The sequence below is a fragment of the Pseudomonas lactucae genome (assembly GCF_036688725.1).
In the GTDB taxonomy this organism is placed as follows: Bacteria; Pseudomonadota; Gammaproteobacteria; order Pseudomonadales; family Pseudomonadaceae; genus Aquipseudomonas; species Aquipseudomonas lactucae.
The window spans coordinates 1-17,333 of the sequence record NZ_JAQQPT010000001.1 but is presented as its reverse complement, the minus strand read 5'-3'; the positions used below and the strand labels follow the sequence as shown (position 1 = coordinate 17,333).

The window sequence follows — 17,333 nt, the reverse complement described above, 5'->3', positions numbered from 1 at the left end:
GATCAACCTTGACCTGTGGGGAAGGTCAAGCGCCTTCAGTATTCCAGTGCAGCGGGCTTGAGGTACATGCCGTCCGGGCCTTGGGCGATACGTAACTTGCGTACTTCACCGACCTTGAGCTTGATGTTTTGCGCCGGCGGCGCCAGCAGGCCTGGAAGGCATCCGCGCGCCTGGCCCGGCAGGAGCTTCAAGCGCAACGACAGATCGCCCGCCGGCAAGTTGAACGAGGTGGCCTGCTCCTGGAACAGCCGCCCTGCCAACTGGTCATTGAGGTACAGGCCGATCTCACAGTTGGTCAGTACTTCCAGGCGTTCGCGGGAAATAATCAGGACCGCATAGTCTTCGGCGGCGCTGGCCAGGGGCGCAGCGGCAGACAAGCTCATCAGGCCGACAAGGCCAAAAAACGACCAGCGCATGGCGAATGCTCCGAGGGTTGAATCAACGATGCGTCAAGCTTGGCCGACAGTGGCGTCGAATACCAGCCCGGCCAAAGTTTTCAAAACTTGACCTTGCCATCGTGGCAAGGTCGAGACTGGCGTCAACCTCATCAAAGGAGTCATGTCATGCAAGTATTCAGCGTTGAAGGAATGACCTGCGGCCATTGCGTCAAGGCGGTGACCCAGGCGGTGCAGAGCCAGGACCCGGCGGCCAGTGTGAAGGTTGATCTGGCCGCCAGGGAAGTGGGCGTGGAAAGCCGTTTGTCTGCCGACCAAGTGATCAACCTCATTACAGAAGAAGGCTATAAAGCCAAGCTCGCCTGATTTTAATAGTTAGCGAGCTATCTTTATGTTCAAGGCACCCTGGCCCGGCTAGACTGTGGGGCTGCCGACTCACTTGGGTGCCTGATGAACCTTCGCATAATTCTGATCCTGGGCGCCTTGAGCGCCTTCGCGCCGCTGGCGATCGATTTTTACCTGCCGGGCTTTCCGGCAATGGCCACGGCGTTCGCCACCGATGAAAAACATATCCAGCTGACCCTGGCGGTGTATTTTGCCGGCCTGGCCATCGGCCAATTGATCTACGGCCCGCTGGCGGACCGTTTTGGTCGACGCGGGCCGCTGCTCAGCGGCGTGACCCTGTTTACCCTGGCGTCTTTCGCCTGTGCCTATGCTCCTTCCCTGGACTGGCTGATCGGCGCGCGCTTCGTGCAGGCGCTGGGCGGCTGCGCAGGCATGGTGATCTCCCGTGCGGTGGTGAGCGACAAGTGTGATGCGGTGGGTTCGGCCAAAGTGTTTTCCCAACTGATGCTGGTGACCGGCCTGGCGCCGATCCTTGCGCCACTGGCCGGTGGCCTGATGGTAGGACTCTGGGGCTGGCAGTCGATCTTCCTGGCGTTGTCGATCTTCAGTGTGATGGCGGCGGTCGCCGTGGCGGTCGGTTTGCCGGAAACCTTCCCGGCCCATCAGCCGCGCCAGCCGTTGTCCGGCTCGCTGCGCCGCTACTTGGGGCTGCTGTCGGACCGGGTTTATCTCGGTTACGCGCTGACCGGCGCGCTGTCGATTGCCGGGATGTTTGCCTACATCGCCGGTTCACCGTTCGTGTTTATCAAGCTCTATGGCGTGCCCGCCGAGCATTACGGCTGGGTGTTCGGTTCCAACGCCGCCGGTTTTATTCTGGTGGCACAGCTCAACGCGCGCTTGCTGGCCAAGCGTGGCCCGGCGTTTTTGCTGTCGCGCACGGTGTGGCTCTATGCGTTGGCAGGCATGACGCTGCTGGGCATTTCGGCGCTGCACACTGACGCATTGTGGCCATTGCTGGTGCCTTTGTTTATCTGCATTGCCAGCCTGGGCTGCATTTTGCCCAACACCTCGGCCTGCGCCATGAGCGGGCAGGGCGCCCGAGCGGGAAGCGCGTCGGCGTTGCTCGGCTGCATCCAGTTCGGCGTGGCGGCGGGCGCGGCGTCGTTGGTGGGACTGTTGCACGATGGCACGGCCATGCCGATGGCGATGGTCATCAGCTTGTGCGGTGTGTTGGCGGTGACGGTGGCCGTATCGACCCAGCGCCTGCAACGAACCAGAGCCTTGCAGGCGCAGGTCTGAAGGGCGGTTCAGCCAGCGGCGGACTGTGGCTGGCTGACAGGAAAGCGATGGGGCGCCTGGATGCGCGCCTGCAGGGTATCGGCAAAGGCGCGAGCCTCGGCTTCGGTGTGGAAAATAATGGCTTTCTGATCCAGCCGGACCTCCCACTGGGATTTTGCTAACGCTTTTATCAGGATTTTCATTGCTGACTTCCTCACGTAAAAGAATCGTGGCAAAGGCGGCCAATATAAACCTGAATACGCTCACAAATGTGACAAGGATCAAGTCTCTGACTAGCGGTGTCGTCCATGACTCACGTGAATAATGGACGACACCGACAGACGCTTCCTAGAACCCTTCCAACACGATCTTGCCCTTGGCCTTGCCGCTTTCCAGCAGTGCATGGGCCCGGCGCAGATTCGCCGCATTGATCAGGCCAAAGTGCTCGCCCACCGTGGTTTCCAGGGTGCCGGCATCGATCAGTTCGGCCACGCGGTTGAGCAGGTTGTGCTGCTCGATCATGTCCGGGGTTTCGAACATCGAGCGCGTGTACATGAACTCCCAGTGCAGTGACAGGCTCTTGCGCTTGAGCTTGCTCACGTCCAATGCCTTGGGATCGTCGATCAACGCCAGTTTGCCCTGAGGCTGCAGCGCTTCGACCAGTTGGTCCAGGTGATGGTCGGTCTGGGTCAGGCTGGCGACGTGGGTCACTTGCGGGTGGCCGGCCTGTTCCAGCGCTTCGCTCAGCGGTTGGCTGTGGTCGATCACCAGGTCGGCGCCGAGTGCCTTGGCCCATGCCTGGGTTTCCGGACGCGAGGCGGTGCCGATCACTTTCAGGGCGGTGAGCTGGCTGGCCAGTTGGGTCAGGATCGAACCCACGCCACCGGCGGCGCCGACGATCAGCAGGCTCTGGCCTTCATCCTGTTTACCCTCACGCACTTGCAGGCGTTCGAACAGCAGTTCCCAGGCGGTGATGGCGGTCAGCGGCAGCGCGGCGGCTTCGGCAAAACTCAAGCTCTTGGGCATATGGCCGACGATGCGCTCGTCCACGCTGTGCAGTTCGCTGTTGCCGCCTGGGCGCAACAGGGAGCCGGCATAGAACACCTTGTCGCCGGCCTTGAACAGGGTCACGTCACTGCCGACCGCCTTGACCACACCGGCCACGTCCCAGCCCAGCACTTTGGCGGCGCCGTTTTCCGGGGCGACGTTCTGGCGCACCTTGGTATCCACCGGGTTGACCGAAATGGCTTTGACTTCCACCAGCAGATCGCGCGGGCCGGCGACCGGCGCTGGCAGTTCGATGTCTTGCAGCGATTGTTCGTCGTTGATGGGCAGAGAGGCGTAGTAGGCAATGGCTTTCATGGGGACTCCGGAAAAAGGATGGTGATCAGGCAAGAAATGTCAGGCGCTTGAGTTCGAAATGTTCGAGCACGTCGGCAGCCTTGGCGCGAAAATCCTGGATATGCGCGCTCTGGTCGTGATCGGCCAGTGCGGCGTCATCGCTCCAGCGTTCAAGCATGTAGAAGGTCTCTGGGTGTTGCAGGTCCTGGTGCAGGTCGTACTGCTCGCAGCCGGCTTCGAGGCGGGTGGGTTCCAGCAGGCCTCGCAGCAGGGTTTCCAGAGTGGCTTGTTGGCCGGGTTTGGCGATCAGCGTGGCAATGACGTTAAAGGCGGTGGACATAGTCGACTCCAGACACGTGATAAATGGGATGGGCAGATAATTGGCTATTTCCTACGAAGATAAAAGCCGCTAAAACGCTAGGCTGTTTCAATAAAATTTTGATAATGGGCGGATAGATGCTGCGCTTTGATGATTTGCAGTTGTTTGTGCGCGCGGCCGACTTGGGCAGCCTGTCGGCGGCGGCGCGGGTGATGGAACTGTCGCCCGCCGTGGCCAGCGCTGCGCTTAAACGCATCGAACAGCAACTGGGTGCGCGCTTGCTGGCGCGCTCCACTCGCAGTCTGCGTTTGACCGCCGAAGGTGAAGGCTTCCTGGACTATGCACGCGCTGCGCTGAGTTCGCTGGATGAGGGGCGGCGGTTATTGGCCAGTGGCCAGGACCATGTCAGCGGCGTGTTGCAACTGTCGGCGCCCTCCGATTTTGGCCGCAACCAGTTGTTGCCGTGGCTGGATGAGTTCCAGCGCGAATACCCGCAGCTCACCGTGCGCCTGTTGTTGGGCGATCGGATTGCCGACCTGTTCCGTCAGCCGGTGGACATCGCCCTGCGCTATGGCGAGCCGGAGGATTCCAGCCTTATCGCGCTGCCTGTGGCCCCGGACAATATCCGCGTATTGTGCGCGGCCCCCGTCTATCTGGCGCGGCACGGCGAACCTCGACACCTGGAGCAGTTGGCCCAGCACAATTGCCTGCTGTATATGCTCGGCAGTCGCGTGCATGACCACTGGGCGTTTCATGACGGCAAACGTGACGTCAGCCTGACGGTTGGCGGCGACCGCTTCAGTGACGATGCCGATGTGGTGCGCCGCTGGGCGGTGGCGGGTGTGGGCATTGCCTACAAGTCCTGGCTGGATGTGAGTACCGACGTGCTGGCCGGGCGCTTGCGCCTGATCCTGCCGGAGCTGCGTGGCGAGCGTACGCCGCTCAATCTGCTGTGCGCCCACCGCGCCCAGTTGAGCAAACCCATCAACCTGCTGCGCGAAATGCTCGTGTCCCGTTGTGCGACATTGACCGCGCAGTTGCCGGCGCGCGTGGGCACGGGGCAATAACCTTCATCACAGCAGGAAGTTTCACTCAGAGCCTGTCCCTATCCGCGCTGTCAGACGCCGCGGAACTGGCGGTCGGCGCACCTATACTTTGGCGCCAACCGCAGCACAAAAATAATTCGACAGGGAGTGAATCGATGGAAGAAGCACCTTGCATCAGCCAGATCGCCAGTTTGCTCGCCGAGCCAAAACGCACGGCCATGCTCTGGGCGTTGATGGACGGTTCGGCCCGATCGTCGCAGGAGCTGGCAACGCTGGCCGGGCTGTCACCGGCCTCGGCCAATGCGCATCTGGCGCGGTTGACCGGCAGTGGCTTGCTTCGCATTGAGGCGCGCCGCGGCGGGCGTTTGTTCCGCGTGGCGGCCCCGGATGTGAGGGTTGCCATCGATGCATTGGCAAACACCACCTTCGCCAGTGCGGCACGCCGAGCGTCGGGAACTTCACCACCGCTGCTGCTGGCGCCACTTTCATTGCGGCATGCCCGCCTGTGCCATGGCCACCTCGGCGGCGAGTTGGCGGCGGCGCTCTACGAACGGATGATGGCGGCGGGTTGGATTGAACGCCTTGAGCAGCGTATCGAGGTCACGGTCAAGGGCGCGCAGCAGTTGGCGGACCTGGGCATTTTCATCCAGGCGCTGGCGTCGCCGCTGGTGTGCGATTGTTTTGATTGGAGTCGGCAGCAACCGCATCTGGGGGGGACGTTGGGTACGGGGCTGTTACAACTGTTTTTGCAGTCGAACTGGGTGAGTTTGATCAATGAGTCCCAGGCGCTAGAAGTGAGCGATCTCGGGCTGGTGGAAATCGCCCGATTGGCCCTGTCGTAGATGCCTTTCGCTGTTCAAGCAGTCAATACAAGGTAAATGCGGGCTCGCCACGGCAAGCCCGCTCACAGTTTTGGCCTGTGTTATCCAGTTACGGTTTTACGAGCCGAGCGTCCAGGCTGTTCTGCGCCAAGCGTTTGGCCTGATCCTGGGTCATGCCCAGCGAGGTGTACAGCGCGTGGAAGTTCTCGGTCACATAACCACCGAAGTACGCCGGATCGTCGGAGTTCACCGTTACCTTCACGCCACGCTCAAGCATGTCGAGAATGTTGTGCTGGGCCATGTCGTCGAATACGCAGAGCTTAGTGTTGGACAGCGGGCATACGGTGAGCGGGATCTGCTCGTCGATGATGCGTTGCATCAGGCGCTCATCTTCGATGGCGCGCACGCCATGGTCGATACGCTGGATTTTCAGCAGGTCGATGGCTTCCCATATGTACTCCGGTGGGCCTTCTTCGCCGGCGTGGGCGACGGTGAGGAAGCCTTCGTGGCGGGCACGGTCGAACACGCGCTGAAACTTGCTCGGCGGGTGGCCCATTTCCGAACTGTCCAGGCCGACGGCCACGAACGCGTCACGGAACGGCAGCGCCTGGTCGAGGGTTTTCTGCGCTTCGTCTTCGCTCAGGTGGCGCAGGAAGCTAAGGATCAGGCCGCTGGTGATGCCCAGTTGCTGTTCGCCATCTTTGAGCGCAGCGGCGATGCCGTTAAGCACCACTTCGAACGGCACGCCACGGTCGGTGTGGGTTTGCGGGTCGAAGAAAGGTTCGGTATGGATCACGTTCTGCGCTTTGCAGCGCAGCAGGTAGGCCCAGGTCAGGTCGTAGAAATCCTGGGAGGTGCGCAGCACGTCGGCGCCTTTGTAGTACAGGTCGAGAAATTCCTGCAGGTTGTTAAAGGCGTAGGCCTTGCGCAGGGTTTCAACGTCGTTCCACGGCAGCGCGATTTTGTTGCGTTCGGCCAGGGCGAACAGCAATTCAGGCTCCAGCGAGCCTTCCAGATGCAGGTGCAGTTCTGCCTTGGGCAGGGCGTTGAGCCAATCGTACATTTTTAAAATCTCATCAGGTGCAATGGCGGCATTCTACAGGGCATGGCCGAAATAATCGGTAAAACCTGACCGGCAGGAGAGTATTCGTTTTATTCGTACAAGGGCGGCGTCAACTAAGATGTAACGAAACGTTAGCGGCGTGGCGCAGTCTGTACCCCATCAATGACTGATTTGCCGTTTGAAAAGGCCCGTAATGCTTACACTCCTCAAGCAAGAAAAATTCATGCTGCTGGCGCTGATTGCTGCCATTGCTGCGTACCCGTTGGAGCATTGGATGCTGCACAGCGGGCAAATGGTGGCGCTGTTGGCCGGTGTGGCGCTGATCGCTTTCATCGTGATGGCGTCGATGCGTGTGGCCCACCACGCCGAGCAATTGGCGGAAAAAGTCGGCGACCCCTACGGCACCATGATCCTGACCCTCGCGGCGGTGTTGGTGGAGGTGGTGATCCTGGCGATCATGATGAGTAACGAACCATCGCCGACCCTGGTGCGCGATACGATCTACTCCGCTGTAATGCTCGATATCAACGGCATCCTCGGCCTGGCCGCGTTGATGGGCGGCATCAAGCATGGCGAGCAGTCCTACAACGATGATTCAGCACGCACCTACAGCGTGATGATTCTTACCGCCATGGGCGTGTCGATGGTGGTGCCGGAATTTATCCCCGAAGCTGACTGGAAAATTTACTCGGCCTTCACCATCGGCGCGATGGTGGTGCTCTACACCTTGTTCCTGCGTATGCAGGTGGGGCCGCACAGTTACTTCTTCAGCTACAGCTACCCGGAAAAACGTCGCAGGAAACTGCCCGAAGAAGAGCAGGAAACGCCGGTGAACCTGGCGTTCTCCATCGGTACCCTGGTGTTTGGTGTGATCGTGATTGGCGCACTGGCCGAGGTGATGTCCAAGACACTCGACCTGGGCCTGGAAGGCACGGGCGCACCGCCGGTGATCACGGCGATTGTAGTGGCCGCTATTTCGGCGGCGCCGGAAATTCTGACCGCGTTGCGCGCAGCGTTGGCCAACCGCATGCAGTCGGTGGTCAACATCGCGCTGGGTGCTTCCTTGTCGACGGTGATTCTGACGGTGCCGGTGATGGAGGCCATGGCGCTTTACACCGGCCAACCGTTCCAGATGGCGATGACCCCGGTGCAGACGGTGATGGTGTTTATTACGTTGATCGTGAGTGCGATCAACCTCAACGATGGCGAAACCAACGCCATCGAAGGGATGACCCATTTTGTGCTGTTTGCGACCTTTATCATGTTGTCTCTGCTAGGCCTATAAGCACTGCAGGATTTGAACTGTGTTTGCTTAGGTGCCGGCGATCAACTGCCGTGCGGCCTGGGTGTGATCGGCGATCAAGCCCTTCAGATCCAGGCCTTCGACCTGCCCGTCGATCACTCGCCACTTGCCTGCGATCATCACCCGGTCAGCTCGGTCGGCGCCGCACAACAGCAGCGCCGAAATCGGATCATGGCTACCGGAGAAGCGCAGCTCATCAAGCTTGAACAACGCCAGGTCGGCCTGTTTGCCGACGGCCAATTCGCCGATATCCGTACGTCCCAGCAATTGCGCCGAGCCTTTGGTGGCCCAGCCGAGCACGCCTTCGGGAGTGATTTTTTCGGCGCCGTAACGCAGGCGCTGGATATACAGCGCCTGGCGCGCTTCGAGGATCATGTTCGACGCATCGTTGGATGCGGAGCCATCCACGCCAAGACCGATAGGCGCGCCGGCGGCGAGCAAATCCAGGGTCGGGCAGATGCCGGAGGCCAGGCGCATGTTCGAGCTTGGGCAGTGGCAGATGCCGGTACCGGCGGCGCCCAGGCGCGCGATTTCATCCGGATTGAAGTGAATGCCATGAGCCAGCCAGGTACGCGGGCCGAGCCAGCCGACGCTGTCGAGGTAGTCCACGGTGCGCAGGCCGAAGCGCTGCAGGCAAAAGTCTTCCTCATCGAGGGTTTCCGCCAAGTGGGTGTGCAGGCGCACGTCGAGGCTGTTGGCCATCTCGGCGCTGGCTCGCATGATTTGCGGCGTGACGGAAAACGGTGAGCAGGGCGCCAGGGCGATCTGGATCTGTGCCCCTTCGCCTCGCTCATGGTAGTTGCGGATCAGACGTTGGCTATCGTCGAGAATCACCTGGCCTTGTTGCACCGTCTGCTGCGGTGGCAAGCCGCCGTCCGCTTCGCCCAGGCTCATGGAGCCCCGGGTGAGCATGGCGCGCATGCCCAGTTCACGCACGCTGTCGACTTGTACATCGATGGCGTTTTCCAGCCCATCGGGGAACAGGTAGTGGTGATCGGCTGCGGTGGTGCAGCCTGAGAGCAGCAACTCGGCCAGCGCGACTTTGCTGGCCAGGGCGAGTTTCTCCGGCGTCAGCCGCGCCCAGACCGGGTACAGGGTTTTGAGCCAAGGGAACAAGGGCTGGTTGACCACCGGTGCCCAGGCGCGGGTCAGGGTTTGGTAGAAGTGGTGGTGGGTGTTGATCAGCCCGGGAAGGACCACATGTTCATGAGCGTCGAACACCTGTGCACAGGGCTGTGCAGGTGCTTGCCCCAGGGCCAGCATTTCGGTGATCACACCGTCCTGCAGCACCAGGCCGCCACGGGCGTCGAGGCCATTGGCAGTAAAAATCGCGAGGGGGTTTTTTAACCAGATACGGGTCGCAGGCATTGGCCGGCTCCTCTGAATGATGGGTTCAGGTTTGCCAGCTCAGTGTTGCCCTGTCTGCTGATCCAGGGTCGCCGGTGAGGGCGAAGTGCTTAGATTACGTGTAGTTCTGGGGCTGGTCTAGCTGTAGGAAAATAGACGCTATCAATGTGAGAGAGAGCAAGCCCCCTCCCACATTTCGATCCGTGGTGTTTACCAGGCGATGGTGTCGCCTTTGTAGTCCACGAAGTGATGGCCGCCTCTGCCGGTGTAGGCGTTCACCTGGTCGACCAGGCCGCGCACGCTGGTGTCGACATCGATATGCGCGTTTTCTCCGCCCATGTCGGTCTTGACCCAGCCCGGGTGCATCGACAGTACGGTGAGTTTGTGGTCGCCCAGCTGGGTGATGAAACTGTTGGTCATGGAGTTGAGCGCGGCTTTGCTGGCCTTGTACAGCGCCAGGTCTGAGCCGTCGGGGATAGTCACGCTACCCAGCACCGAACTCATGAAGGCCAGTACGCCGCTGTCCTTGCGGATCTGCCCGACAAAGCGCTGTGCCAGGTTGATCGGTGCCACGGCGTTGGTGAAAAACAGTTGGCCGACTTCGGCCAATGTGACGTGACCAGGCTCCTGGTTGGCCGGGCCTTTGACACCGGCATTGACGAACAGCAAGTCGAAAGTCCGCTCCTTGAGGCGTTGGGCCAGGGCAATCACGGCTTGCTGATCGTCCATGTCGAGTTTTTCGATCTGCACCGGGCCCACGGCTTTCAGCGCATCGGCCTTGCTCGGGTCACGCACGGTGGCGGTCACGTCCCAGCCGTCCTGGAACAATTGCTTGACCAGGCCAAGGCCCAGCCCGCGCGAGGCGCCGATGATCAGTGCGGTTTTTGGCGTAGACATGAATAGCTTCCTTGGGAGTCGCGGTTCAGGGAATGGCGCGGAACAACAGTAGCAGTTTCAGCGTTGCAGCAGGATACGCCCACGGCTCAGGTCGGCGAGCTGGGTTTGCAGGGTATCGATGTGGGCTTCGCCCAGGGCCAGTTGCAGTTCTACACCGTTGGCGGTGAAGGTTTCCTCTATAACCAATCCGTCCAGTTCGGCAACGCGCAGCTTCACCAGGTTCAACTCGGAGAAGCCGCAGGCGCAGCTCAGCGCTACGCGGCTGATCAGTTCGATGCGCTCGGCTGTTTGCAGGCATTTATTTGCGCCGCCACCGTAGGCACGGGCCAGGCCACCGGTGCCCAGTTGGATGCCGCCGTACCAGCGAATCACCAGCACTGCGACTTGATCGAAACCCTGGGCCTCGATGGCCGCCAGAATTGGCCGCCCGGCGGTGCCGCCGGGTTCGCCGTCGTCATTGCTGCGGTATTGATCGGCCAGCTTCCAGGCCCAGCAATTGTGCGTGGCGTTCAGATCGCTGTGCTGCTCGAAAAACGCCTGGGCGTCCTGCGGGCTGGTAATCGGCACGGCGAGGGTGATAAAGCGGCTTTTGCGTATTTCTTCGCGAAATTCGCACAGGCCTGTGAGCGTGAAAGGCATGAGTGGCTTCGTCTAGAGGGCGGACTTGATGCCGCAACCTTTGAGAATGATGTGGATCAGGTTGGTGCCGGCGTCTTCCATGTCCTGCTTGGTCAGCTTGCTGCGACCGGTCACGCGGCAGATCTGGGTGGCGAAGTCGGCGTAATGCTGGGTGCTGCCCCACAGCAGGAAGATCAGGTGCACCGGGTCGACGGCGTCCATCTTGCCCGCGTCGATCCAGGCCTGGAACACCGCCGCACGGCCACTGAACCAGGCGCGGTAGTCCTGGCTGAAATATTCGGTGAGGCATTCGCCGCCGCTGATGATCTCCATGGCAAAGATCCGCGAGGCCTGGGGCTGGCGCCGCGAGAACTCCATCTTGGTGCGGATGTAGCGAGAGAGGGCCACGGCCGGGTCGTCTTCGGCGGTCAGCGTATTGAACGTGCTGTCCCACAGTTCGAGGATATTGCTGAGCACCGCGATATACAGGCCTAGCTTGTTGGTGAAGTAATAATGCAGGTTGGCTTTGGGCAGCCCCGCACTCGCAGCAATGGTGTTCATGCTGGTGCCCTTGTAGCCATGGCGCGCGAACTCATCCTCAGCAGCCTGGAGAATCGCTTGTTCATTCTTTTGCCGAATGCGGCTGGCGGGTTTACCGGCGTGGTTGCTGTGGGCGGGAACTTCGAGGCTCATGGAGAGTACCGTGCTGATCGAGAGAGACGACGTGTGCACAGATAACCCACCCTCAAGCCCCAGACAAGTCCCGATGCAATAAAACCGTCAAAGCGATTCCAGTGTGTCGCTTTCGGGCGAGTGGTTTGCGCCTGTGTGGGTCGCTTTGGCTTCCGGTAACAAGAGGCACAACACAATGGCGGTCAGGCCACCGCTGGTGATGGCGGAGTCAAACAGGTTCTGCACCAATGTCGGCATCTGGTGCAACAGGTTTGGCTGGGCGGCGATGCCCAGGCCGACGCCAAACGAGGTGGCGATGATCAGCATGCTACGTCGATCCAGCGGTGCCTGGGCGAGGATGCGCACGCCGGCGGCGGCCACACTGCCGAACATCACCAGGGTCGCGCCGCCCAGGACCGGTTTGGGAAGTTGCTGCAACACGGCGCCAATCAACGGAAACAAACCGAGGTAAAACAGCACCACACCGATATATAAGCCGACGTAACGGCTGGCCACGCCGGTGAGTTGGATCACACCGTTGTTCTGCGCGAAGGTGGTATTGGGGAAGGCACTGAACGTAGCGGCGATCATGCAACTGACACCATCACCCAGCACGCCACCCTTGAGTCGGCCTATATAAGAAGGGCCGCTGATAGGTTGGCGCGCGATCATGCAGTTGGCGGTGAGGTCGCCGACCGTTTCGATGCTGCTGATCAGATAAATCAGCGCGATCGGTAGGAAGGCGCTCCAGTCGAAATTGAAGCCAAAGCGAAACGGTATCGGCACGCTGACCCAGGGCAAGTCCGCAAGTGCCTGGGGTACCAGTTTGCCGCTGAGCCAGGCGGCCAGACTGCCGAGTATCAGACCGATGATGATGGCCGAGAGGCGCACCCAGGCCGTGTTCGAGCGGTTGAGCAGGATGATCGTCAACACCACGAACAGGCCCAGCGCCAGATTGGTGGGGGCACCGAAGTCAGGGGCATTGAAGCCGCCGCCAAGGTCGGTGATGCCGACTTTGATCAGGCTGATACCGATCAAGGTGATCACGATGCCGGTGACCAGTGGCGTGATTACGCGGCGCAGTTGGCCAATGAAACGGCTCAGCACGATCTGCACCGCTGCGCCGAAAAAGCACACGCCGAAGATCATCGCCATGATGTCTTCCGGGCTGCCACCGCGTTGTTTCACCAGGAAACCGGCTGAAAGTACCGCGCCGAGAAAGGCGAAGCTGGTGCCTTGCAGGCAGATCATCCCGGCGCCGATGCCAAACGGCCTGCGCGCCTGGATGAAGGTGCCGACCCCGGACACCATCAACGCCATGCTGATCAGGTAGGGCAAATGCGCGGTCAGGCCCAGGGTGGAGCCGATGATCAGTGGCGGGGTGATGATGCCTACAAAAGCGGCCAGCACATGTTGCAGTGCGGCCAAAAAGGCCGGGGCGGGTTTCGGACGGTCGTTGAGGCCGTAGATCAGGTCGCTGGGGCTGGAGGATTCTGGTGGCATGGCGGGCTAACTCGAGGCGGACGATTCTAGGTCCAAGTGCTCTTGCAAAAAGCTGTCCAATTGCTCAGCTTTTTGCGCGAGGCCCGCGTCAACGTGTTGCGGCCAGGCTGTCCAGGAAGCTTTCCAGCACCAAATGAGGGCGACGGCCCTTGCGCGTGACCGATGCCAGGCTTAAATCGTAAAAACGCGTAGCCGATTTCAGCGCGCGCAGTCGGCCTTGTTGCACCCATAGGCTGGCGTAGTGATCGGGCAGGTAGCCGATATAGCGGCCGGTGAGGATCAGGAAGGCCATGCCTTCGCGGTCCGAGGCGCTGGCCGTGCAGTTGAGCGCCTGGTAGTGGGCCTGGATCTCGGCAGGCAGGCGGAAGGTGGGGGCGATGGCGTCCTGGCTGTCGATGCGTTCGTCGTCCAGTTGCTTGTCGTCGGCATAAAACAGTGGATGACCGACCGCGCAGTAGAGCAGGGAGCGTTCGCTGTACAGCGGTTGGTATTCCAGCCCCGATAGGGCGCTGGCCTGAGGGACCACGCCGACATGCAGGCGCCCGTCGAGCACGCCCTGTTCGACTTCATTGGGCGCGATCATGCGGATCTGGATCTGCACATCCGGGCCGCGCTCCTTCAACTGCGCCAAGGCGTGGGTGATGCGCATGTGCGGCAGGGTGACGAGATTGTCGGTGAGGCCGATGATCAATTCGCCGCGCAAATGCTGGTGCAGGCCGTTGACCTCGGTGCGGAAACTTTCCAACGCACTCAGTAGTTGCAGAGCAGATTGGTAGACCTCCCGGCCTTCTTCGGTCAGGGAGAACCCGGCGCGGCCCCGTTGGCAAAGCCTTAGACCGAGGCGCTGCTCAAGGTCGCTCATCTGTTGGCTGATGGCTGAACGACCGATACCGAGTACCGTTTCCGCCGCGGAGAAACCGCCGCACTCCACTACACTGCGAAAGATGCGCAGCAGGCGGATATCGAAGTCGCTGACTTGGGCCAGGGGATCGGGTCGACGCAGGCTCATAGTTTAGTCGTGGTCTGACTGAAGGTTAGAAAAGTTGGATTTCATCAACTTTATCCCCGTGGCAATTTAGCTGCAACAATGCTTTTCAATCCCGACGCCGTCGTTTGCCCTGCGAGGTTTTGCTGATGAACATGCGCGAAAACGCCCCATCGTCCCTGGCCAGCCAACTGAAGCTTGACGCTCACTGGATGCCCTACACCGCTAACCGTAACTTCCAGCGTGACCCGCGCCTGATCGTGGCCGCCGAAGGCAGCTGGTTGACGGATGACAAGGGGCGCAAGGTCTACGACTCGTTGTCGGGCCTTTGGACTTGCGGCGCCGGGCATACGCGTAAGGAAATCCAGGAGGCGGTGGCCAAGCAACTGGGCACCTTGGACTACTCTCCGGGCTTCCAGTACGGTCATCCGTTGTCCTTCCAACTGGCGGAAAAGATTACCGACCTGACCCCAGGCAACCTGAATCATGTGTTCTTCACCGACTCCGGTTCCGAGTGCGCCGATACCGCGGTGAAGATGGTGCGTGCCTACTGGCGCCTGAAAGGCCAGGCGACCAAGACCAAGATGATCGGCCGTGCCCGTGGCTACCACGGCGTGAACATCGCCGGTACCAGCCTGGGCGGTGTTAATGGTAACCGTAAGATGTTTGGTCAGGCGATGATGGATGTTGACCATCTGCCGCACACCTTGTTGGCGAGCAATGCGTTTTCCCGTGGCATGCCGGAGCAGGGCGGTATTGCGCTGGCCGATGAGCTGCTCAAGCTGATCGAACTGCATGACGCTTCCAATATTGCCGCCGTATTTGTCGAGCCGATGGCCGGTTCCGCCGGTGTACTGGTGCCGCCGCAGGGTTACCTCAAGCGTCTGCGTGAGATTTGCGACCAGCACAACATCCTGCTGGTGTTTGACGAAGTGATCACCGGTTTCGGCCGTACCGGCTCGATGTTCGGCGCCGACAGCTTCGGCGTGACCCCGGACCTGATGTGCATTGCCAAGCAAGTCACCAACGGCGCGATCCCAATGGGCGCGGTGATTGCCAGCAGCGAGATTTATCAGACCTTCATGAACCAGGCGACGCCGGAGTACGCGGTGGAATTCCCCCACGGCTATACCTACTCGGCACACCCGGTGGCGTGCGCTGCCGGTCTGGCGGCGTTGGATCTGTTGCAGAAGGAAAACCTGGTGCAGAGCGTGGCCGAAGTCGCGCCGCACTTTGAGAATGCACTGCATGGTTTGAAGGGCAGCAAGAATGTGATCGACATTCGCAACTACGGCCTGGCCGGTGCGATCCAGATCGCCACACGCGACGGCGACCCCATCGTGCGCCCATTCGAGGCTGGCATGGCCTTATGGAAGGCCGGGTTCTACGTGCGCTTTGGCGGCGACACCCTGCAGTTCGGGCCAACCTTCAACAGCAAACCGCAAGACCTGGATCGCCTGTTCGATGCGGTCGGCGAAGTGCTGAACAAAATCGACTGATTTCTCCTTCTATATAGAACAATTTCTCAGGAGCCCTGCATGAGCCTTATCCAGCATTTGATCAACGGCGAGCTGGTCGACGACAGCGGCCGTAGTGCCGACGTATACAACCCGTCCACCGGTCAGGTGATTCACCAGGTGCCGTTGGCCAGTCGTGAAACTATCCAGCGTGCAATTGACTCGGCCAAGGCAGCTTTCCCCGCGTGGCGCAATACGCCGGCGGCCAAGCGTGCCCAGGTGATGTTTCGTTTCAAGCAGTTGCTGGAGCAGAACGAAGCGCGTATCTCGCAATTGATCAGCGAGGAACACGGCAAGACCTTGGAAGATGCGGCTGGCGAGTTGAAGCGCGGGATCGAGAACGTGGAGTACGCATGCTCGGCACCGGAGATTCTCAAGGGCGAGTACAGCCGTAACGTCGGGCCGAACATTGATGCCTGGTCAGATTTCCAGCCGTTGGGTGTGGTGGCGGGTATTACCCCGTTCAACTTCCCGGCGATGGTGCCGCTGTGGATGTACCCGCTGGCGATTGTGTGCGGCAACTGCTTCATCCTCAAACCTTCGGAGCGTGATCCGAGCTCAACGCTGCTGATCGCACAACTGTTGCAGGAAGCCGGTCTGCCTAAAGGCGTGCTGAGTGTGGTGCACGGCGACAAGGGCGCGGTGGATGCATTGATCCAAGCGCCGGAAGTGAAAGCGCTGAGCTTTGTGGGCTCAACGCCGATTGCCGAGTACATCTATTCCGAGGCGACCAAGCGCGGCAAGCGCGTTCAGGCGCTGGGTGGGGCGAAGAACCATGCCGTGCTGATGCCGGATGCGGATCTGGACAATGCGGTCAGTGCCTTGATGGGCGCGGCATATGGTTCCTGCGGCGAGCGCTGCATGGCGATTTCGGTGGCTGTGTGTGTGGGTGATCAGGTGGCGGATGCGTTAATCGCCAAGCTGGTGCCGCAGGTCAAGGCGCTGAAGATCGGGGCGGGTACGTCCTGCGGCCTGGATATGGGGCCTTTGGTGACGGGGCAGGCGCGGGATAAGGTCAGCGGTTATATAGAAGACGGTGTGGCTGCGGGTGCGGAACTGGTCGTCGACGGTCGTGGCTTGAGTGTTGCGGGGCATGAGGAAGGGTTCTTCTTGGGCGGCAGCTTGTTTGATCGTGTGACGCCTGAGATGCGCATCTACAAAGAGGAAATCTTCGGCCCGGTATTGTGCGTGGTACGGGTGGACAGCCTGGAAGCGGCGATGCAGTTGATCAATGATCATGAATATGGCAACGGTACCTGTATCTTCACTCGCGATGGTGAAGCGGCGCGTCTGTTCTGTGACGAGATTGAAGTGGGCATGGTGGGTGTGAACGTTCCTTTGCCGGTGCCTGTGGCCTATCACAGCTTTGGCGGCTGGAAGCGCTCGCTGTTCGGCGATCTGCATGCGTATGGGCCGGATGGGGTGCGTTTCTATACCCGTCGCAAGGCGATTACCCAGCGTTGGCCGCAACGGGCCAGCCATGAAGCATCGCAGTTCGCATTCCCCAGCTTGTAAGGCTCGGTAAACGCAAAGCCGGCCCCTTGGGGCCGGCTTTCGCGTTTCTGGGCGTTTTTGACCTATATGACAGAAATATGAAAAAGAAGGTTGACGGCAGATTCTGGAAGCCTATAATTCGCCCCACTTCCGGCGCAGTCGAAACGGAAAACTCCTTGGTAAACAATGAGTTAAGTAGTTTTCGACAGCAGGTCGCTTCAGTTCATCGAAGCCAAAAGGAAGTTGAAAAAGAGGTGTTGACAGCAGCGTGTAACGCTGTAGAATTCGCCTCCCGCTAACGAGAGATCGGAGGCGCAAGTGGTTGAAGTTGTTGAAGAAATCTTCGAAAGCTTCTGAAAATAACCGCTTGACAGCAAATGAGGCTGCTG

General features: G+C 60.3%; 19 protein-coding genes. 7 read left to right on the top strand and 12 right to left on the bottom strand.

What is annotated here, in order from left to right:
- Positions 1 to 35: 35 nt before the first annotated feature.
- A complete protein-coding gene (locus V6M90_RS00095) occupies positions 36 to 416 on the bottom strand; it encodes a hypothetical protein (RefSeq protein WP_305428358.1) in 381 nt (126 codons plus the stop codon).
- Between the two features lie 147 nt (positions 417 to 563).
- Here V6M90_RS00095 and V6M90_RS00090 point away from each other — a divergent pair, with 147 nt between their 5' ends.
- Together V6M90_RS00090 and V6M90_RS00085 are read left to right on the top strand one after the other, a co-directional pair.
- Positions 564 to 761, top strand: a complete 198-nt coding sequence (locus V6M90_RS00090; RefSeq protein ID WP_003171512.1) for a heavy-metal-associated domain-containing protein — start codon at positions 564 to 566, stop codon at positions 759 to 761.
- Positions 762 to 845: 84 nt separating this feature from the next.
- Entirely contained in the window at positions 846 to 2,039 is a 1,194-nt protein-coding gene (locus V6M90_RS00085) for a multidrug effflux MFS transporter (protein ID WP_078731401.1), read from the top strand.
- 8 nt (positions 2,040 to 2,047) lie between these two features.
- Here V6M90_RS00085 and V6M90_RS00080 read toward each other — a convergent pair whose 3' ends face one another.
- The 3 genes from V6M90_RS00080 to V6M90_RS00070 all read right to left on the bottom strand — a co-directional run bounded on the left by V6M90_RS00080 (position 2,048) and on the right by V6M90_RS00070 (position 3,699).
- Entirely contained in the window at positions 2,048 to 2,221 is a 174-nt protein-coding gene (locus tag V6M90_RS00080; protein ID WP_003171514.1) for a hypothetical protein, read from the bottom strand.
- A gap of 145 nt (positions 2,222 to 2,366) precedes the next feature.
- A complete protein-coding gene (locus tag V6M90_RS00075; protein WP_003171515.1) occupies positions 2,367 to 3,380 on the bottom strand; it encodes a zinc-binding alcohol dehydrogenase family protein in 1,014 nt (337 codons plus the stop codon).
- 25 nt (positions 3,381 to 3,405) lie between these two features.
- Positions 3,406 to 3,699 (bottom strand): putative quinol monooxygenase, encoded by a 294-nt coding sequence (locus V6M90_RS00070; RefSeq protein ID WP_003171517.1) that lies wholly within the window; start codon positions 3,697 to 3,699, stop codon positions 3,406 to 3,408.
- A gap of 116 nt (positions 3,700 to 3,815) precedes the next feature.
- On the opposite strand from V6M90_RS00070, the gene V6M90_RS00065 reads away from it, so the two are divergent.
- Positions 3,816 to 4,745 carry a LysR family transcriptional regulator gene (locus tag V6M90_RS00065; protein ID WP_141062990.1) on the top strand — a complete coding sequence of 310 codons (930 nt, stop codon included), beginning with the start codon at positions 3,816 to 3,818 and terminating at the stop codon, positions 4,743 to 4,745.
- Positions 4,746 to 4,879: 134 nt separating this feature from the next.
- The gene (locus tag V6M90_RS00060; RefSeq protein ID WP_003171520.1) at positions 4,880 to 5,566 is read left to right on the top strand and encodes an ArsR/SmtB family transcription factor; all 687 of its coding nucleotides are present in this window, start codon (positions 4,880 to 4,882) and stop codon (positions 5,564 to 5,566) included.
- Between the two features lie 88 nt (positions 5,567 to 5,654).
- Here the strand turns inward: V6M90_RS00060 and V6M90_RS00055 are convergent, their stop codons facing one another.
- Positions 5,655 to 6,608, bottom strand: coding sequence for an adenosine deaminase (locus V6M90_RS00055; RefSeq protein WP_003171521.1), 954 nt, complete (start codon positions 6,606 to 6,608; stop codon positions 5,655 to 5,657).
- 193 nt (positions 6,609 to 6,801) lie between these two features.
- Here V6M90_RS00055 and V6M90_RS00050 point away from each other — a divergent pair, with 193 nt between their 5' ends.
- A complete protein-coding gene (locus V6M90_RS00050) occupies positions 6,802 to 7,893 on the top strand; it encodes a calcium:proton antiporter (RefSeq protein WP_141062988.1) in 1,092 nt (363 codons plus the stop codon).
- A gap of 27 nt (positions 7,894 to 7,920) precedes the next feature.
- Here V6M90_RS00050 and V6M90_RS00045 read toward each other — a convergent pair whose 3' ends face one another.
- The 6 genes from V6M90_RS00045 to V6M90_RS00020 form a co-directional block, all read right to left on the bottom strand.
- Positions 7,921 to 9,279 (bottom strand): 8-oxoguanine deaminase, encoded by a 1,359-nt coding sequence (locus V6M90_RS00045; protein WP_141062987.1) that lies wholly within the window; start codon positions 9,277 to 9,279, stop codon positions 7,921 to 7,923.
- Between the two features lie 189 nt (positions 9,280 to 9,468).
- Positions 9,469 to 10,155, bottom strand: coding sequence for an SDR family oxidoreductase (locus V6M90_RS00040; protein ID WP_003171524.1), 687 nt, complete (start codon positions 10,153 to 10,155; stop codon positions 9,469 to 9,471).
- 57 nt (positions 10,156 to 10,212) lie between these two features.
- Positions 10,213 to 10,794, bottom strand: coding sequence for an IMPACT family protein (locus V6M90_RS00035; RefSeq protein ID WP_078731408.1), 582 nt, complete (start codon positions 10,792 to 10,794; stop codon positions 10,213 to 10,215).
- A gap of 12 nt (positions 10,795 to 10,806) precedes the next feature.
- Complete coding sequence (locus tag V6M90_RS00030) at positions 10,807 to 11,466, bottom strand: TetR/AcrR family transcriptional regulator (RefSeq protein WP_141062986.1); 660 nt, start codon at positions 11,464 to 11,466, stop codon at positions 10,807 to 10,809.
- Between the two features lie 87 nt (positions 11,467 to 11,553).
- Entirely contained in the window at positions 11,554 to 12,948 is a 1,395-nt protein-coding gene (locus V6M90_RS00025; protein WP_332845918.1) for a uracil-xanthine permease family protein, read from the bottom strand.
- An 88-nt stretch (positions 12,949 to 13,036) separates the two neighbouring features.
- Positions 13,037 to 13,957, bottom strand: a complete 921-nt coding sequence (locus tag V6M90_RS00020) for a LysR family transcriptional regulator (protein WP_003171528.1) — start codon at positions 13,955 to 13,957, stop codon at positions 13,037 to 13,039.
- A gap of 125 nt (positions 13,958 to 14,082) precedes the next feature.
- Between V6M90_RS00020 and V6M90_RS00015 the strand changes: the two genes are divergently transcribed.
- Both V6M90_RS00015 and V6M90_RS00010 read left to right on the top strand, forming a co-directional pair.
- Positions 14,083 to 15,432 (top strand): aspartate aminotransferase family protein, encoded by a 1,350-nt coding sequence (locus tag V6M90_RS00015; protein WP_332845917.1) that lies wholly within the window; start codon positions 14,083 to 14,085, stop codon positions 15,430 to 15,432.
- A 39-nt stretch (positions 15,433 to 15,471) separates the two neighbouring features.
- On the top strand, positions 15,472 to 16,965 hold the full coding sequence (locus V6M90_RS00010; protein ID WP_003171530.1) for a CoA-acylating methylmalonate-semialdehyde dehydrogenase: 1,494 nt from the start codon (positions 15,472 to 15,474) through the stop codon (positions 16,963 to 16,965).
- Positions 16,966 to 17,076: 111 nt separating this feature from the next.
- Here the strand turns inward: V6M90_RS00010 and V6M90_RS00005 are convergent.
- Positions 17,077 to 17,333: hypothetical protein (locus V6M90_RS00005; protein ID WP_332845916.1), on the bottom strand; the 257-nt coding region annotated here is incomplete at its 5' end.

Excerpts from the sequence above, each read along its gene's own strand:
- V6M90_RS00095 (WP_305428358.1), bottom strand. The coding sequence starts at position 416 with ATGCGCTGGTCGTTTTTTGGCCTTGTCGGCCTGATGAGCTTGTCTGCC.
- V6M90_RS00090 (WP_003171512.1), top strand. The coding sequence starts at position 564 with ATGCAAGTATTCAGCGTTGAAGGAATGACCTGCGGCCATTGCGTCAAG.
- V6M90_RS00085 (WP_078731401.1), top strand. The coding sequence starts at position 846 with ATGAACCTTCGCATAATTCTGATCCTGGGCGCCTTGAGCGCCTTCGCG.
- V6M90_RS00080 (WP_003171514.1), bottom strand. The coding sequence starts at position 2,221 with ATGAAAATCCTGATAAAAGCGTTAGCAAAATCCCAGTGGGAGGTCCGG.
- V6M90_RS00075 (WP_003171515.1), bottom strand. The coding sequence starts at position 3,380 with ATGAAAGCCATTGCCTACTACGCCTCTCTGCCCATCAACGACGAACAA.
- V6M90_RS00070 (WP_003171517.1), bottom strand. The coding sequence starts at position 3,699 with ATGTCCACCGCCTTTAACGTCATTGCCACGCTGATCGCCAAACCCGGC.
- V6M90_RS00065 (WP_141062990.1), top strand. The coding sequence starts at position 3,816 with ATGCTGCGCTTTGATGATTTGCAGTTGTTTGTGCGCGCGGCCGACTTG.
- V6M90_RS00060 (WP_003171520.1), top strand. The coding sequence starts at position 4,880 with ATGGAAGAAGCACCTTGCATCAGCCAGATCGCCAGTTTGCTCGCCGAG.
- V6M90_RS00055 (WP_003171521.1), bottom strand. The coding sequence starts at position 6,608 with ATGTACGATTGGCTCAACGCCCTGCCCAAGGCAGAACTGCACCTGCAT.
- V6M90_RS00050 (WP_141062988.1), top strand. The coding sequence starts at position 6,802 with ATGCTTACACTCCTCAAGCAAGAAAAATTCATGCTGCTGGCGCTGATT.
- V6M90_RS00045 (WP_141062987.1), bottom strand. The coding sequence starts at position 9,279 with ATGCCTGCGACCCGTATCTGGTTAAAAAACCCCCTCGCGATTTTTACT.
- V6M90_RS00040 (WP_003171524.1), bottom strand. The coding sequence starts at position 10,155 with ATGTCTACGCCAAAAACCGCACTGATCATCGGCGCCTCGCGCGGGCTG.
- V6M90_RS00035 (WP_078731408.1), bottom strand. The coding sequence starts at position 10,794 with ATGCCTTTCACGCTCACAGGCCTGTGCGAATTTCGCGAAGAAATACGC.
- V6M90_RS00030 (WP_141062986.1), bottom strand. The coding sequence starts at position 11,466 with ATGAGCCTCGAAGTTCCCGCCCACAGCAACCACGCCGGTAAACCCGCC.
- V6M90_RS00025 (WP_332845918.1), bottom strand. The coding sequence starts at position 12,948 with ATGCCACCAGAATCCTCCAGCCCCAGCGACCTGATCTACGGCCTCAAC.
- V6M90_RS00020 (WP_003171528.1), bottom strand. The coding sequence starts at position 13,957 with ATGAGCCTGCGTCGACCCGATCCCCTGGCCCAAGTCAGCGACTTCGAT.
- V6M90_RS00015 (WP_332845917.1), top strand. The coding sequence starts at position 14,083 with ATGAACATGCGCGAAAACGCCCCATCGTCCCTGGCCAGCCAACTGAAG.
- V6M90_RS00010 (WP_003171530.1), top strand. The coding sequence starts at position 15,472 with ATGAGCCTTATCCAGCATTTGATCAACGGCGAGCTGGTCGACGACAGC.